Raw genomic sequence first — 16,159 nt, forward strand, 5'->3', positions numbered from 1 at the left:
TAAATGAAAATATTTATTGACTTAAAACCCTCCAAAAAAGGGGATAGGTTAAATAATCAATTGACTATTTGCGCTTATATGTTAGAAATTTTATATCTTGGCGGGCGTAGCTCAGTTGGTAGAGCGTCAGTTTGTGGTACTGAATGTCGCCAGTTCAATCCTGGTCGCTCGCCCCACTAAAATTTTCCACTTTACAGAAATATAAACATTCTCTATTTTTGCAAAGCCATTATTTGCCGTTAGCATTTTTGTTACTCCAATGTGCTGCTTAGATGGCTGAGAGTGAAGGGAGTAGTTTGTGATTTAGAGTAAAAATGGCATTTGTTAATTAGTGAGGGGATTGTATGTATGTGTGTTTGCTAGTTTATAGTATAGTGTCAGTACTAGGAGTATTAGCTTGGTGGTTGAGTTTTGATACTTCATCACCTTTAGCTATGGGTGGAATTGCTGGTTCTACGGTTCCAGTATTACTTGCGATTCTTCACGTAGGATGTTTGCTATACAAACTTTGCAAAAGAGATCCTATTGGGGAAAATTATGAAAAAGCAGCAATTCTTTTGAGTATTACTATATCTGTAAGTGCTGTAATTGGAATTATACTTACTGCAGGTGTGGCTGCTATTTTTCCTAATCCAATAATAGGATTTACATTCGTAGGTATGATAATAGCGCTAATAGCACCGTTTTTAGGGCTTTTTGCAACTGTAGCTATAGCGCGTTGTGCAGATGAAATAGCAATTACATTTGCAGCAAGGGCAACTTCGATTACAGAGTCTACATATGTTAAAATATCTCAGGAAGAAGAAGTGGATAAATGTATTACCTTTCCGGGAGAAGAAGTGAATAAAAGTATTACCTCTCCTACAGTTGAAGAAGTTTTTTCTGCAAAAGAGACGGCAGTTTGAGCTAATCAAGTAAGAGTAGTGTGCAACACTGGAATCTGTAAAATTTGACATCAATTACTGATAGCTGGAATATTATAGAGTAGGAGTTACTCAATGTATAAATACGACGTAGTGATAGTAGGTGGCGGTCATGCCGGGTGTGAAGCAGCTGCAGCTGCAGCTCGTCTTGGTGCAAGTACGCTACTTATAACCCATAAAATTTCAACTATAGGGGAAATGTCTTGCAATCCAGCAATTGGAGGGGTTGCAAAGGGTGTTGTAGTCAGGGAAGTAGACGCTCTTGATGGAATAATGGGAAGGGCTATCGACCGAGCAAGCATACACTCAGTCATTTTAAATAGTAGCAGAGGTGCAGCGGTATGGGGGCCACGTGCACAAGCAGACCGAAAGTTATACAAAAAAGCAATACAAGAAATTATTCTAAATTATGACAATTTGACAGTAAAAGAAGAGTCAGTTAATGATTTTCTTATAGAAAGTAATGGCAACGGAGAATCGTACATTAAAGCTGTAATAACAAGCTCAGGTGAACGTATACTGACAAGCAAAGTTGTTTTGACTACAGGAACTTTTTTACGTGGTGTGGTTCATATAGGAGAGCAAGTAACTCCTTCAGGGAGAATGGGAGATAAACCTGCAGTAGAGCTTGCAAATACGCTGAAGAAATATAATTTCAAACTAGGTAGGCTGCGTACTGGAACTCCACCAAGGCTTGATCGTGGCACTATAAATTGGTCGGTATTACAAGAGCAAGTGGGCAACAACCCACCTTCACCGTTTTCTTATCTCACAGAGAAAATTAACCAGCTTCAGGTTTCATGTTTTATTACTCATACTAATGAAAATACGCACAGAATAATTCGAGAGAATCTTCATAGGTCAGCCTCTTCATATTTAGATGACGTTATTGCACCAAGATACTGCCCATCGATTGAAGTTAAAGTTAAAAAATTTGCAGAAAAAAATAGTCACCAAATATTTCTAGAACCAGAGGGGCTTGACGATAACACTATATATCCAAATGGAATTTCAAATTCATTGCCTATCAAGGTGCAGTGTGAAATGATAAGGAGTATCAAAGGGCTCAAAAATGCAGAAATATTAAGACCTGGATATGCAGTTGAGTATGATTATATCGATCCACGAGAGCTATTTCATACTCTTGAAACTAAGAAAATTAAAGGTCTCTACTTTGCTGGCCAAATTAATGGTACCACTGGATATGAAGAAGCAGCAGGACAAGGAATTATTGCTGGAATTAATGCAGCGCTTTCTGCATCTTTTGTTCTCCATCGTACAGATTCATACATCGGTGTAATGATAGATGATCTGGTCACTAAGGGGATAGCTGAACCTTACAGATTATTCACCTCGCGTGCAGAATATAGACTAGCAATTAGGTCAGATAATGCAGATAGAAGATTGACACAAAAAGGTTATGATATCTCCCTTGTGTCGCATGAGAGATACTCCGTTTTACAGAGTAAACTTAAGTCTATTAAGCAACTTGAGGAGAAATTGGAGAGCCTAACAATTACTCCTGAGCAGCTCAGGTCCTATGGTATTAAAATATCTTATGACGGAATAAGAAAAACAGCACTAGATTTACTTGGTTATCCAAATATTGACTGGAATAAATTACGAGAAATATGGCCAGAATTAAACATGGTCACGCACTGGAATGACACCACGATAGTCAGCATAACCAAAAATGAAATATGTGAAGCAGTTGCAATTGAAGCAAAATACAAGCCTTATCTAGTAAGACAAGAAGCAGATATGAAGTTTTTACAAGAGGAAGTTAGTACTCAGATTCCAACCAACTTCAACTATTCACAAATTAAAGGTCTGTCCAGTGAAGTGATAGAAAAGCTGCAGTCAATAAAGCCAGCAACAATTGGTATTGCGAAACAAATACAAGGCATCACTCCAGCAGCGATAGTTAGCATATTGGTGTATTTGAGAAATAGAAAAATTGCTAATTGAAGATTTTGCTTGACAGAGGTAGCTTTGTTAATTATTATAGTCTAAAGTAGCTGTGTTGCCACAGTGGGCTTGCTTTTTTAAGCAAAAATTTCCTAAAAATTTCAAATATCTTTCAAGTCTAGAGGTAATATCATGTCAAAAATCGAAGAATTTCGCTCTTTTATGCGCGAAATAAATGTTGATGCATTTATGTTGCATACCAAAGACGAGTATTTAAATGAGTATTCAGAGGAGCTAACTAAGTTATGTGGCTTCACAGGAACAAATGGGCTACTTATTGTTACAAAAAACAACAAGTGTCCATTTTTTACAGATGGACGCTATATTACACAAGCTCACAATCAACTCGATCAAGACAATTTTCAAATATATAATATACAAGAAGAGGATCCACACAGGTGGGTAAAAGCAAACTTAACATTGACTACCTCACTGGGTTATTATCCACAGTATTTTACTATAAAAGAGATAAGAAAATATGAAGGTATTTGTAAACTAGTATCCTATTCAATTGAAAGAAAAAATAGTCATCAAAAACAAACGATAATTTCACACGTAGCTGAGTGTTCTGGTGAGAGTAGTAAGGATAAATGTGAAAGAGTAGCTAAAAACATAGAAACTGAGGCAGTGCTTCTGACTGATCCAAATTCAATTTCATGGTTATTAAATTTAAGAAATGAAAGTGCTGAATATACTCCTTGTATATTCGGCCGTGCTATATTGTATAAAAACGACAACGTTGATTTATTTATTCGAGATAAAGAACATTCAGTTATGCAGGCAAATTTTGATAATCATATAAATATTTTTGATATTAGTGAGCTAGAAAATTCACTGCATAAGCTAGATTCAATAATGATAGATCCAAGCACAACTCCAATGAGCATTATGAATGCAATAGATCCCTTGTATAACCATTATTTAAATGAAAAATCAGCTTCGGTGTCATTCCAGCGCGTGACGCTGGAATCCAGAAATAAAAAAGTATGGATCCCAGTGTCAAGCACTGGGATGACAATAGGTAATGAAAAAGGTCTAATAGAAAATAAGCAGATAATTGAGAGAGAAGATCCTTGTTTGATTCATAAAGCAATAAAAAATCAAATTGAAATAACCGGAGCTATAAATGCACACATTCGAGATGGAGTAGCAGTTACAAATTTTCTACATTGGCTTATTGGCAATGAAATTACTGAGCTCGAAGCTGAAGCGAAGATTTTAGAATATAGAAGAAAGCAGGATTTATTTAAGCAACCAAGTTTTCCAACGATTTCCGCATTTAATGAAAATGGAGCGATTATTCATTACCGTGCAAATAATAAGACAAATAAAGTCATTCAAAAAGATGGGCTGTATTTAATTGACTCTGGTGGTCAGTACCTTGATGGCACAACCGATGTTACAAGAACTATAGCAATTGGCAATCCAACTAATGAGCAGCGAGCTCACTACACAACAGTGCTAAAAGCTCACATTGCGATAGCAAGTGCGGCCTTTCCCCCTGGCACTACTGGTGGGGAGTTGGATATATTAGCGCGTATACATTTATGGAAATTTGGAATGGACTACATGCATGGTACAGGGCATGGAGTAGGAAGTTATCTCTCAGTGCATGAAGGACCGCAAGCAATATCAAAGGGAAATAAAGTGAAACTCATGCCAGGAATGATACTCTCTAATGAACCTGGCTACTACATTCCAGGAAAGTATGGAATAAGAATTGAGAATCTGATGTATGTTGAAAAGCGAGAAAATGGCTTCTTAAGCTTTAAACAATTGACCTCTGTTCCGTATGATAGAAGGCTAATAGATGTGCAAATACTTACTGAAGATGAAATTAAGTGGATAAATATCTACCATCAATTTGTCTATGAAAATTTAGAAAATGGCATGAAAGATAAGGAATGGTTAAAGAAAGTGTGTGACCCTTTAAAATAGATAATTTGTTATTTAATTAAGTATTAATATGGTAGTTTTTGTATTGTTTTTAACTTAAAACAATATATAATTAAGGGATATGGTTTCAAGAAGGTGTAATTATGACAGACAAAGTGCAAGAAGATGAGTTTATGAAGCAGTACATGGATACTTGCAAAGAGCAGATAGAAAAACTAGCAAAGGATCCTGATTTACTTAATCAGACCTTAAAGCCATTCATGCAAATGTCTCAGCAGCTTATGGCTGGTGGTATGTTAGAAGGAAATATGCCCAGCATGATATCTGATGTGGGTAGCATGGATATCAACAAGATGATTGCTCAGATGCAAGAAATGATTAGCTACATAAAGGGTAATCACAAAGAACTTATGAAAAAAGATGCTTCACAAATTCAAGAGCTTGATGATTCTAGTAAAAGATTGAGAGGCTTGGTCAAAAAATTGATAGAAAAAATTGAAGCTCAGTAGTTTTATTCTAGTTATCAAGCTTACGCAAGTAGTATTTATTCATATCAAATTTGCTTAATAATAGTGAGGCTGAAATTTGGTATCGCCATTAAAATTAAATAAAAACATAAAGAGATGATTGAACTTAAAAGCCAAGAAATTTGTGCAGATGAAAATAAGAAAAATTTGATTATTTTTTTTCATGGTTGGGGCTCAAGTGGCGATAATTTCGTTCATCTTGCTAAAGTTATGAGCAAGTTTTTGCCTGATTCATATTTAGTAGTGCCCAATGCTCCGTTTAAGAGAGAAATAGGTGATGGTTATCAGTGGTTTAGTTTAGAAGATCGTAGTGAGAAAGCACTATATAATGGGGTGAAAAATGCCACATCAATTGTAAATCATTTTATTGATACAAAATTAAAAGAGCTTAATTTAAAAGATACGCAGCTTTCTTTAGTTGGATTTTCTCAAGGGGCAATGCTTGCAATAAATGTAGCTCTTACCCGGCTTCAGTCTTGTGCGTCAGTTGTTGCCTATTCTGGTAGATTTCTTTCGCCTTCAAAAACTGCACCGCAGATCAAATCAAAACCTAGCATATGTGTTATTCATGGTGACGCTGATGATGTGGTACCTTTTTCGTCCCTTGACTTAGCGATTAAAGCTCTGGAAGAAAATGGAGTAAATGTTGAAGGATACCCAATTCATGGATTAGGGCATATTATTAATGAAGAGGGAATAAAGTTAGGGGTAGAATTTATCAAAAAGAATTTTAAAAATTAATTTCCATGCACTTATTTTGCTTTGGCTATGGATATGTAGCTAAATTTCTATCGAAAAAACTACTGAACTTAGGTTGGAAAGTTAGTGGTACATCAAGAAATAAAAGTATACAAAATGTAACTCTTTTTGATTATGAGGAAGTCAACCAAGATCTACTTAAAAGTGCAACGCATGTTTTAATTTCTATTCCTCCAGACGGCGATGATGTTGTGGAAAGATACGGTCTGCAAAACGCAAAATGGGTGGGTTATTTGTCTGCAACTAACGTTTATGGTGACCACTGTGGTAATTGGGTGAATGAGGAATCTGAAACAAAACCTATAGAAATCAGAGGAGAAAAGCGCCTTGATTCTGAAAAGAAGTGGCTAAATAGCAAATTGCCTGTGCATATTTTCCGTTTGGCTGGGATATATGGCCCTGGTAGAAATGCGTTAATTGACTTACAGCTTGGCAAAGCAAGAAATGTGGAAAAAATTTTTTCTCGTATTCACGTTGAAGATATATCGAATGTTTTATTTTCTTCCATGCAAAATATAAAGCCTTGTGAAATATACAATTGTGCGGATGATTTACCTGCTACGCAATCAGAAGTGGTAATGTATGCAGCCGAGCTTCTCAATATTAGCCCTCCAGAGCCAACTTCCTTGCCAGATTATGTGCAGAGTTTTTATTTAGGATCAAAAAAAGTGAGTAATACTAAAATTAAAAAAGATCTTGATATCTCTCTAATTTATCCTGATTACAAGATGGGATTAAAAAGCTTACATACATCAGAATGGAGAAAATAATTGCAGCAGGGTGGCAAAATAAGGTAGACGACAACTATGGGAACAAATGGTTGTCATGAAAGTAGCTGATACTGGCAAAAAACGTTGTAAGAGCGCTTTCGTCAATCTGGATCCCAGTACTGGGATGACATGATGGAAACTGAGATAACAAGAAAGGAAGCACTGGAAAGAAATGGGTGTCATTCAACTAGCTGACGCTGGAATCCAGATATGATTTCATCATATAAATTTTTCCATTCTTGGTTTGTTTTTCAATTAAGTTTATTTTCCATTTTCTCTGCCAGCTCTTTAGAAGTATCCGTTCAGCAGGGTGGCAAAATAAGGTAGACAAAAACGTAGAAACAAATGGTCAGTGCTTGACACTGCTGGTCCAGTCCTTTTTCACAAAAAACGTTGTAGAGCGTTTTCGTCAACCTGGATCCCAGTGTCAAGCACTGGGATGACAAGAAAAGAAGCACTGGTTTCACATGAATCTGAACAGATACCTTTAGAAGCTTTTCTTTATTAATTGCTAAACTTATATCTTGAAATTCCTCAAAGTAGACTAACTTACTAACATTTGATGTCTTGCAATACTATACTTAGTCTGTGTCATTTCTCCCTAACATCAACGAAAGCTATATACTAGGTCTGTAATTATTTGTCAATACAGTTTTTATTGAAAAATAGAGCCTCACATTTTTTTGATATTAAACCTGTATCTGCTACAGAAGCACTGAATCTACAAGATTATGGAAATTATTTGCAAGATCATAGAAATTATCTCTAATATCTATTAATATATTACTTATATTAATGGGTGTTGGCTCTTGTGAATAATCATCTTGAGGAGCTTCAGAACTCCGGGACATACATTTGTTATAGCATTTTCTATCTGTACTAATTACCCTATGATCAAGTGTTGTACATTCTCTCATGCAGATTGACTTCTGATCCTGACCCAGATCCAGATTAGTAAAATCACATCCTTTCTTACATATTCCCTCCAAGAGATCACCATTGTGTCTTTTTTCACATATTCTGTGGCAATCGTAATTTGTATATAGTATTGGTGCCTCATTTTCACTATCCATCAATGTAGGAAGTTGAAGTGCGTTTTGTGTAGATTTTGGCATAATATACTCCTTAATTAAAAAATCAATATAATATTAACATATAAGCATTAATATTATGTTAATTATAGTATAATTACTTTTCAGATCAGATACGTTTTCTTTATTGAAAATTTCAGAAGAATAGAGTACAAAAGAAGCCTCACATTTTTTTGATATTAAACCTGTATCTGTTACAGAACAGACACTGAATCTGCAAGATTATGGAAATTATTTGCAAGATCATAGAAATTATCTCTAATATCTATTAATATATCACTTATATTAATAGGTGTTGGCTCTTCTGAATGAGATGGGGAAAATTTAAAATGAGTAGCTTGACACTCTTTAACGCAATCCGTCAGTTTTCCTATTTTTTTTATGGTTCAAGAAATCTGTACGACAGTCGCTGATGCACTTTGAAGGGTTCCCGTTATAACTATATTCTACCATAATATACTCCTTAATTAAAAAATCAATATAATATTAACATATAAGCATTAATATTATGTTAATTATAGTATAATTACTTTTCAGATCAGATATGTTTTCTTTATTGAAAATTTCAGGAAGATGTTGTATAATTATTAGTAGACTTTGGTAAAACTTATGGCAAACGCTAATATAGCTTTCAGTAAAGAAACTTTACAGCATCTTGCTGAATTATCTGAACTTACTAAGCAACCTGCTCAAGAATTAGCAGAGAAACTACTCAAAGAAGCAATCGAGCTTGAAATTGAGGATTTTTTAGTGTCTAAAATTTCTGATGAGCGTGATGTTGAAGGTGCAGAAACAATTGATCTTGAAGATATTAAGTGGGATTAGAGCATTATAAAGTTAAGTCCCTCAAGAGTGTTGTTGAGAGAGATTTACCAAACCTTCCAAAGACAATAAAGTCAAGAACTAAAGAAGCCATAAAAGGTCGTCTTTCAGATTCTCCTGATAAAAGTTGGAAAAGCTTAGCTTAAGGGACATCGTAGAATACGAGTAGGTGATTATCGTTTGGTTTATAGGATAAGTAAATTAGAACGTACAGTAATAATTACTGCAATAGAGAATATATTTATAAAAGTTAAAATACTCTACAAGCTGGACTACGGCTTCACCCTTCCTTATAAGATATTTTAGCTCTAATACCTTACTTCATAAAGATACAAAGCTGGATTCCAGTGTCAAGCACTGACCATTTGTTATGCAAAGGCAATTTGCATAACAAATATTCGTACAGCTACGCGCTTTATTTGTACATTGGCCACTTCTCTATGTGTTAAGCTTTCTTGCCAATTACTACAACATTTTCACTTGGAAAAAAGTAGTCAGGTATAGCCATATTTTTTGGTGCAGGACCGCCAATCACTCGGCCTGATGTGTCATAATATGAACCGTGACAAGGGCAGAACCAACCGTTGCCGTCCTTTGTGGCGTGATTAACTGGTACACACCCAAGATGGGTACATATTCCAATCATAATCAACCATTCATCTTTCCCTTTGTATACTCTTTTTTCGTCTGACTCAGGATCTCTCAAACTTTCTGCATTTATGGCTCTTGCAGCCTCAATCTCTTGTTTTGTACGTCTGCGAATAAATACTGGTTTACCTTGCCATTTTACTTTTTTTCCTTGTCCTTCTTGAATATCAGATAGATTAACCTCAACCGTAGACATTGCTAAAACCTCAGCAGAAGGGCTCATAGACTTAACCAGCGGCCAAAGACCGCTTGCAGCTCCTATACCTGCCATGGCGCACGTAGTTAACGTTATAAAATCTCTTCTACTCTTATTTCTGGTAAGATCTTTAACAGGAAGTGTTTTTTTATTCTTCTCATTTGTCAATGATTTTTTATTTTTAGTTAATTTCTTACCCATCAATCTCTACTTGACCATATACATATATTTTAATTTAAATACTACAGATTAATCAACAGAAATTTGCACTGTTTGCTTAGCCTTTATTACAATTAAGAAGAAATAGAATTTTCAACTTCAGAAATACTATCTTTAGTGGAATCAGGATCTTCAATTTTTGCCACTGACACCACCTTTTCTCTACTTTCTGTTTTAAAGAGAGTGACTCCCTGAGTACTACGTCCTGTAACTCTAATTCCGTCGACTAAAATGCGAATTAACTTCCCTTTGTCTGTAATAAGCATTATATTGTCACCCAGCTCAACTGGAAAACTAGCAACAACATTACCTTTTTTGCTAGTAGTAGAAATATTGACAACACCAGAACCGCCCCTGTTGGTTATCCTATACTCATATGCAGAAGTTCTTTTACCGAAGCCATTTTCAGTAATAGTTAATATGAACTCCTCATTCACTGCGAGTTTTAAGAATAATTCATTATCTATTCCTAAATCATTCAAAGTTTTCTCTAATTTAGAATCAATTGAATTGTTGGTTGCAGCTTCCAGCCTTTTTGCAAGCGGAACTCTTAAGTAAAGTTCTTTTGTTTCTGTTGCAATACCTATGCCATTTAGTATGGTCATGGATATCACACTGTCACTTTTTGCAAGTCTGATACCTCTTACGCCATCTGAATTGCGACTCTTAAATTGACGCACATCGTTTACAACAAATCTGATGCTTTTTCCAAGTGTTGTTGAAAGTAGAACATGATCAATTTCGCTACATACTTTAACTGATATTAATTTGTCCCCTTCGTCGAGCTTTATTGCTATTTTTCCATTGCTTGGAATGTAGTGAAAGTCTGTTAAGGAGTTACGCCTTATGTTTCCATGAGCAGTAGCAAAAACTATGTTTTGATTTTCGTCATTTTCACTTGGTAATGGCATTATATTAGTTATTGTTTCACCATCGCTAAGCGGAAATATATTAACAAGCGCTCTTCCACGTGCAGTTGGCTCTGCAAGAGGCAGTTTATAAACTTTTAATCTGTAAACTCGACCGGTATTAGAAAAGAATAAAAGACTAGTATGAGTATTTCCAACAAATAATTTTGTGATTATGTCTTCCTCTTTTAATCCTTGTCCTAGCTTTCCTTTTCCACCACGATGCTGGGTTCTATAGTGAGAGAGCTTAACACGTTTGATGTAACCATTCATAGTTACGGTTACTACCATATCCTCCTGTGGAATTAGATCTTCAGCTTCAATGTCCATACCTGATTCTTCTATTGCAGTTTTTCGCGGTACGGCGAATCTATTCTTTATTTCTTGTAAATTGTTTTTTATTTCTTGCATTAATTTCTCTTCTGAGCCAAGAAAAGCAATATATTCTTTTATCAAGTTGATCATTGAATTTAGCTCAGTTTCTAATTTGTCTTTTTCAAGGCCTGTTAAACGTTGCAATTTTATGTCAAGAATAGCTTTCGTTTGTAGTTCAGTTAATCTATACACTCCATCTTTCAAAAAGCTTGTGCTGTCTGAGATTAGCTCAATAATTGCGTTTATTTCAGCTGAGGTTTTCCATTCCTTGTTTAAAAGCTCTCTACTTGCTTCTTCAGGATCTTTTGCACCACGGATGATTTTTATCACTTCATCTATGCTGAGAACCGCAATATAGAGCCCTATGTATATATGAGCTCTTTCTCTCGTTTTTCTTAGATGAAACCTTGTTCTCCTGAGTAGTACTTCTTTTCTAAAATCAATAAAAGCAGCTATGATTTCTTTCAATGACATCAAAATAGGTCTGTTGTTGTGCAGAACTAAAGTATTAACGCTAAAGCTACTTCTCAGAGAAGTAAGTCCTAGTATTTGATTCAATATAAAATCTGCTTCAGTGTTTTTTTTGAGATCAATTACTACCCTGATACCAGACTTATCAGACTCATCTCTAATTTCTGTTATGCCCTCAATTCTTTTTTCTTTTACGAGCTCACCTATTTTCTCAATTAATCTTACTTTATTTACTTGGTAGGGTATCTCATCAATAACTATCGCTTGCCTATCTTGTGGCAGATTTTCTATATGGGTTTTACCCTGCACGACAATCGAACCTCGGCCTTTAGCAAACGCTGATCTTATTCCAGATCTGCCAAGAATCGTTCCACCTGTTGGAAAATCAGGCCCTGGTATTACTTCAAGCAATTCATCTAGAGTAACTTCAGGGTTATCTATATATAACATGCAAGCATCAATTATCTCGCCAAGATTGTGAGAAGGAATATTGGTTGCCATACCAACTGCAATACCATTTGCACCGTTTACCAATAGATTCGGAAATTCTGCCGGCAATACGACAGGCTCCGTTTCATTTCCGTCGTAGTTTGCCCTAAAATCAACTGTATCTTCATCAATATCATTCAGTAAAAAGTGCGACACTTTTTGAAGCCTTGCTTCTGTGTATCGCATTGAAGCTGGCGGATCTCCATCTATCGAACCAAAGTTACCTTGCCCATCAATGAGTGGTAAAAGAAGAGAAAAATCTTGAGCCATCCTGACTAAGGAATCATAAATAGCTGCATCACCATGTGGGTGATATTTTCCCATTACGTCCCCGACTATACGAGCTGCCTTTTTATATGGCTTACCTGCATCGAACCCAGCCCTCGACATTGCATATAATATGCGCCTATGTACAGGTTTAAATCCATCTCGCACATCAGGTATAGCTCGGCTTATGATCACACTCATTGCGTAGGAGAGATAAGAATCTTCTAGCTCTTTTACTATCGAAACTGGTACTATATTGTCTTGCATTTTTTATACTTTGATTGAAATAATTGTAATACTAACATTCAGCTAGACTAATGGGCAATGACAGACTTGAACTGCCGACCTCCTCGGTGTAAACGAGATGCTCTACCAGCTGAGCTAATTGCCCCTCTAGATATAATTCTATAGTTCAATGTTGTTGTTGTAAACAAAAATAGCGATACAAGCTTTTATGAAATCGCTGGATGCGCACTGTGGAGTTTTATAAATTTTAGTCTTGCTGCTACTTTGTATAAAGGTATTCTCTCACTTGCATTTTTTGACATGTTCAACAACTTTAAATAAAATGCTGTAGCATTTTTAAAATCTGAGAGTTTATCTAGAGTAACAGCTAAATTATAGGTATAAAAAATATTGTTTTGATCTAGAGAAATTGCTGCTGTCATATATTCTTTAGCTTTTACGTAATCCTCTTTTTTCATGTAGATCAGACCTAAATTTGCTGATAAAGGAGCGTAATTCTTGTGTATATCATACAATTTTAACATTTCACTCAATGCCAAATCAGGATCATATTGTGAGATTATCGTCAGAAAATTTTTTAATATATAAGGGTTACTAGAGTATTCTTTTAACAGTTTTGTGTAAATCTCTACAGCTTTTTTGTATTCTTTATTAGCGTAATAAATATTCCCTAGTCCAATTAAAGCACTTTTATGATAAGGAAATTTTGCGATAATCTGATTAAGGAGAGAAATAGCTGTCTCATTATCTCCTAACTCAAAGGAATCTTTTGCTTTTTTTAAAATAGAGTATATGTCAAAATTCTTGTCAGAATTCTGTGAAATTTTGATATTAAATTTGTTACTTTTTCTCTCAATAACATCAAGATCTTTATATTTTTTATCAGCTTTTATATTCTTGACAACATTATCGAGGGCCTTTTGTATTTCCAAATTTTCACTAGCATAGATAACAGAAGACCTCCATAAAATTACAGCGCAAATTAACATGCAGATCAACATAGGTCCTAGTGTTGTGGGATTGGCTGCAGCGTGTAACCAGTAAACCTTATTTCTTTGAACTATACGCAACACATTACAAATTTATAAATGCTAAATTACTTATCTAATATAATAATAAAGATATTATTAATTGGCAGACACTATTTAGAATGCATTTTTGTACTTCAATTTATCTTAACATTTTGTCAACTACCTTTGTAAGCATGACAATTTAAAAGAGCATTCTTACATATTCCATATGGCTGCCAGTTGCACCCCTCACATGCGTAGTCAAACTTCTCTAAAGACATTTTCTCTCTAATTCTTTTTACTGCTTCATTCCAAGTTAAAGTCTCTCCAATTTTTATTCCTAAAATTTCAATATGCCTTCTATCTAGCTCTAAAACTTTAGCTTGTTTGGTACACTTACCTTGTTTTGTCTGATTTGGGCAGGCACTACAGATACTGTCAAGGCTACCAACTACTTCGATTTGAGTACTAGTTACTTTACTTGCTATCTTTTTGTAATTTTCTACAAAACCCTGAGAATACCCATATCCCTGAAATGCAAGAGTGCACATGAAATGATGAGGACGAAACCTTATCACTTTTTCAAATACTGCAAAGCCGCTACAAGTAGAAAAATTTTTACCAAACCAGGAAGGATGAATGGTAAAACACCTACCATTATTGCTTGTTCCAGACCTACGTAAATAGCAAGCCAACTAACACCACAAACAAAGATTACAACTGTACCAGCTAGGCAACTTAAAGAATTACGTACAAGTGATTCACATTTAGAGTTTAAAAGTTCATTTACTCTACTCATCACCATCACTGCAGCTAAAAAGCCAATTAAATATCCACCTGTTGGTCCGAGAAAAATGTGATACCCACCAGAAAAACTTGCAAGGACAGGCAATCCTGCTGCACCAAGTAACATATACGTAAGCACGGAATAAAACGCTGTTTTGCGATTAAATTTAAGCCCAATAAGCATCACTCCTAAAGTTTGCAATGTGATAGGCACAGGCTGCAATGGTATGCTTATTTGAGCCGTCAAGAACAAAAGTAAAACGCAAGACAATATTTCAGCTAGTGTTGACCTACTGCTAGATTGTGTTATAAACATACCTTCCCAATAAAAATAACTTATTAAATGTAATATATATGTGTAAGAGGTTTTGCAATTTAAATTTTGCTTATATTGCGCTACAATGAATTATTTATGCACTATTAAATTAAAAATGATAAGTAAACCACAAGATCTATTATCGTTGATGAAAACAAGACACAGCGGACGTTCATACGATCATACAAGAGCAATATCTCAGAAAGAAATGGATATTTTAATAGAAGCTGTAAGGCTAACACCCTCGTGTTTTGGTGATGAACCTTGGAGATATATGATATGCAATAAACAGAGCAATCAAAACGCATGGAAAAAATTGCTCAATTGCCTTGATGAATCTAATCAAAAGTGGGCAAAAGATGCACAAATACTAATTATATCTCTAAGCGCTAGGAATTTCCGTAAATCTGATAAAGGTGAAAATTTTTGGGCTAATCACGATACTGGCGCAGCGAATTATGGACTTATGCTACAAGCTGCAGCTATGAACTTAATGGCCCACCAAATGGGCGGTTTTGATAGAGATAAAATAGTGAAAGAGTTCAATATATCCGGTGATTTTAATGTAATGTCAGTAATAGCAGTTGGTTACGAAGAAGAGGGTGCTGAAATCAAAGAAAAAAAAAGAAGGCCAATAGAAGAAATATTTTTTTATGACGAATGGCCAGCGAGCTGACTTGACCATTCTTCTCTTAATATCTTAAAAATTGGATTATCTGGTAAATAATGCTTTTTCATTCTACCCTCTTCAATTGTTTGCCAGTCTTTCCATAGAAGCTTTTTACTTCCCAATTCATAATCCATGCCGTCCCACATATCTTCTCGAAAGCCATAAACAGCAAAGTGCCAATTAAAAATAAGACCCACTGCGAAACGGTATGCAACTAATTTCAGCATGAGTTAGGCGAACAGCAGGATCAATTAAAACTCATGTCTGAGGTTTACGAGACCAGCAATTATTCATGTTGTATTTCTTCTGAAAATTGCGATAGGTATGCGACATAAAATCTTAATTTCACGGATTTTATGCTCCACCTAAATGATGCCAGCTTCCGATTGTTGATCATCCGTCAGCCCGATACCTTTTATGTGGAATTACAACGTTACTCTCAATTTTTGCCACCCCAGAATCTGCATACTTTATATTCTCTTTTGGCAACATTTTTTCCTGTTTTCGTATCTTAAAATCGTGCTCTGTGTGACACTGATAGAATTTGCCCATCTTCTCTTATAACAATTTCCGTTTTCATTGTGTTTACTCTTTTCTTTCCAGAATAAGACAATTTTCCTATCTTTTGGCCGTTGTATTGGTTACATCTGCTAATATCTTCAAAATTCTTTCTGGCCTGTCCTTTTTTATTGAGATTTTTTTAGCCAAAAGTGGTTCCATTTTCTTGAATAATCGGCAAATGTTTGAGTTATACAAGTTACTCAAGAATCGGTGTGTTATATAAGTTTGATAATACAGAATT

General features: G+C 35.2%; 16 protein-coding genes, 2 tRNA genes and 1 pseudogene. 10 read left to right on the forward strand and 9 right to left on the reverse strand.

All coding sequences use genetic code 11. The features are described 5' to 3' along the window. The first annotated feature begins 100 nt into the window (after nucleotides 1-100). From Wcon_RS02120 to Wcon_RS02150, 7 genes are all read left to right on the forward strand, one after another. Nucleotides 101-176, forward strand: a tRNA-His gene (locus Wcon_RS02120). Nucleotides 177-344: 168 nt separating this feature from the next. Next, on the forward strand, nucleotides 345-905 hold the full coding sequence (locus Wcon_RS02125; protein WP_114517051.1) for a hypothetical protein: 561 nt from the start codon (nucleotides 345-347) through the stop codon (nucleotides 903-905). A gap of 93 nt (nucleotides 906-998) precedes the next feature. Next, nucleotides 999-2,891 (forward strand): tRNA uridine-5-carboxymethylaminomethyl(34) synthesis enzyme MnmG, encoded by a 1,893-nt coding sequence (gene mnmG / locus Wcon_RS02130; RefSeq protein ID WP_114517052.1) that lies wholly within the window; start codon nucleotides 999-1,001, stop codon nucleotides 2,889-2,891. Nucleotides 2,892-3,023: 132 nt separating this feature from the next. Then, nucleotides 3,024-4,829: an aminopeptidase P family protein gene (locus Wcon_RS02135; RefSeq protein ID WP_114517053.1), complete on the forward strand. Its 1,806-nt coding sequence runs from the start codon at nucleotides 3,024-3,026 to the stop codon at nucleotides 4,827-4,829. A 101-nt stretch (nucleotides 4,830-4,930) separates the two neighbouring features. After that, nucleotides 4,931-5,296: a hypothetical protein gene (locus Wcon_RS02140; protein ID WP_114517054.1), complete on the forward strand. Its 366-nt coding sequence runs from the start codon at nucleotides 4,931-4,933 to the stop codon at nucleotides 5,294-5,296. A 114-nt stretch (nucleotides 5,297-5,410) separates the two neighbouring features. Beyond that, nucleotides 5,411-6,055 (forward strand): alpha/beta hydrolase, encoded by a 645-nt coding sequence (locus tag Wcon_RS02145; RefSeq protein WP_114517055.1) that lies wholly within the window; start codon nucleotides 5,411-5,413, stop codon nucleotides 6,053-6,055. A 5-nt stretch (nucleotides 6,056-6,060) separates the two neighbouring features. After that, nucleotides 6,061-6,843: an SDR family oxidoreductase gene (locus tag Wcon_RS02150; protein ID WP_114517056.1), complete on the forward strand. Its 783-nt coding sequence runs from the start codon at nucleotides 6,061-6,063 to the stop codon at nucleotides 6,841-6,843. A gap of 704 nt (nucleotides 6,844-7,547) precedes the next feature. Here the strand turns inward: Wcon_RS02150 and Wcon_RS02160 are convergent. Continuing rightward, the gene (locus tag Wcon_RS02160) at nucleotides 7,548-7,958 is read right to left on the reverse strand and encodes a hypothetical protein (protein WP_114517057.1); all 411 of its coding nucleotides are present in this window, start codon (nucleotides 7,956-7,958) and stop codon (nucleotides 7,548-7,550) included. Between the two features lie 585 nt (nucleotides 7,959-8,543). Between Wcon_RS02160 and Wcon_RS02165 the strand changes: the two genes are divergently transcribed. Beyond that, nucleotides 8,544-8,759 (forward strand): hypothetical protein, encoded by a 216-nt coding sequence (locus Wcon_RS02165; RefSeq protein WP_047759566.1) that lies wholly within the window; start codon nucleotides 8,544-8,546, stop codon nucleotides 8,757-8,759. 177 nt (nucleotides 8,760-8,936) lie between these two features. Beyond that, entirely contained in the window at nucleotides 8,937-9,062 is a 126-nt protein-coding gene (locus Wcon_RS11770) for a hypothetical protein (protein ID WP_237349984.1), read from the forward strand. Between the two features lie 139 nt (nucleotides 9,063-9,201). Here the strand turns inward: Wcon_RS11770 and petA are convergent, their stop codons facing one another. The 6 genes from petA to Wcon_RS02200 form a co-directional block, all read right to left on the reverse strand. Beyond that, nucleotides 9,202-9,801: a ubiquinol-cytochrome c reductase iron-sulfur subunit gene (gene petA, locus Wcon_RS02175; protein ID WP_114517058.1), complete on the reverse strand. Its 600-nt coding sequence runs from the start codon at nucleotides 9,799-9,801 to the stop codon at nucleotides 9,202-9,204. A gap of 92 nt (nucleotides 9,802-9,893) precedes the next feature. Then, entirely contained in the window at nucleotides 9,894-12,596 is a 2,703-nt protein-coding gene (gyrA, locus tag Wcon_RS02180) for a DNA gyrase subunit A (RefSeq protein WP_114517059.1), read from the reverse strand. 51 nt (nucleotides 12,597-12,647) lie between these two features. Continuing rightward, nucleotides 12,648-12,720 (reverse strand) — tRNA-Val (locus Wcon_RS02185). A 61-nt stretch (nucleotides 12,721-12,781) separates the two neighbouring features. After that, entirely contained in the window at nucleotides 12,782-13,648 is an 867-nt protein-coding gene (locus Wcon_RS02190) for a tetratricopeptide repeat protein (RefSeq protein WP_114517060.1), read from the reverse strand. A 113-nt stretch (nucleotides 13,649-13,761) separates the two neighbouring features. Further along, nucleotides 13,762-14,163: a DUF1284 domain-containing protein gene (locus Wcon_RS02195; protein WP_114517061.1), complete on the reverse strand. Its 402-nt coding sequence runs from the start codon at nucleotides 14,161-14,163 to the stop codon at nucleotides 13,762-13,764. Then, nucleotides 14,160-14,687 carry a biotin transporter BioY gene (locus Wcon_RS02200; RefSeq protein ID WP_114517062.1) on the reverse strand — a complete coding sequence of 176 codons (528 nt, stop codon included), beginning with the start codon at nucleotides 14,685-14,687 and terminating at the stop codon, nucleotides 14,160-14,162. The genes Wcon_RS02195 and Wcon_RS02200 overlap by 4 nt, the downstream gene beginning before the upstream one ends. An 85-nt stretch (nucleotides 14,688-14,772) precedes the next feature. Here Wcon_RS02200 and Wcon_RS02205 point away from each other — a divergent pair, with 85 nt between their 5' ends. Beyond that, a complete protein-coding gene (locus Wcon_RS02205; RefSeq protein ID WP_114517063.1) occupies nucleotides 14,773-15,363 on the forward strand; it encodes a nitroreductase family protein in 591 nt (196 codons plus the stop codon). On the opposite strand, the gene Wcon_RS02210 is transcribed toward Wcon_RS02205, so the two are convergent. Together Wcon_RS02210 and Wcon_RS11775 are read right to left on the reverse strand one after the other, a co-directional pair. Then, nucleotides 15,339-15,584, reverse strand: coding sequence for a hypothetical protein (locus Wcon_RS02210; RefSeq protein ID WP_047759574.1), 246 nt, complete (start codon nucleotides 15,582-15,584; stop codon nucleotides 15,339-15,341). The genes Wcon_RS02205 and Wcon_RS02210 overlap by 25 nt on opposite strands. Before the next feature lie 24 nt (nucleotides 15,585-15,608). Continuing rightward, nucleotides 15,609-16,159 (reverse strand): annotated as a pseudogene (locus tag Wcon_RS11775) (transposase); the annotation flags it as partial.

The sequence above is a fragment of the Wolbachia endosymbiont of Cylisticus convexus genome (assembly GCF_003344345.1).